At 69.1% G+C, this 288-nt stretch carries 1 protein-coding gene; it reads left to right on the top strand.

Going from position 1 to position 288, the window contains the following annotated elements; all coding sequences use genetic code 11:
* Positions 1 to 114: 114 nt before the first annotated feature.
* On the top strand, positions 115 to 288 hold a 174-nt coding region (locus tag FVA95_RS29620; protein ID WP_149662471.1), incomplete at its 3' end, for a leucine zipper domain-containing protein.

Genomic DNA, 288 nt, shown 5'->3' with positions numbered 1-288 from the left:
TGTGATGTCCAGGGAGGTTGTCCCGTCCGGGGGCGGTGAGTCTGGCTGACAGACGAAGGCCTCCGGTGGGTGAAGCGGTTCCTAGACAGCTCCACTTCACAACCGGAGGCCTTCGTGTCCCACGCTAACGCCGCTCTGACCCCGCGCGCCCGGCTGCGGCTCGCTCAACTCGTCGTCGAGCACGGCTGGACCCACACCGCGGCCGCGACAATGTTCATGGTCTCCGCGCGGACCGCCAAGAAGTGGTCCGACCGCTACCGGGCCGAGGGGCCGGCGGGGATGGCCGAC

Origin of the sequence: Pseudonocardia sp. EV170527-09, assembly GCF_008369905.1 — a bacterium.
In the GTDB taxonomy this organism is placed as follows: domain Bacteria; phylum Actinomycetota; class Actinomycetes; order Mycobacteriales; family Pseudonocardiaceae; genus Pseudonocardia.
This window is presented reverse-complemented; position numbering and strand designations above follow the sequence as displayed.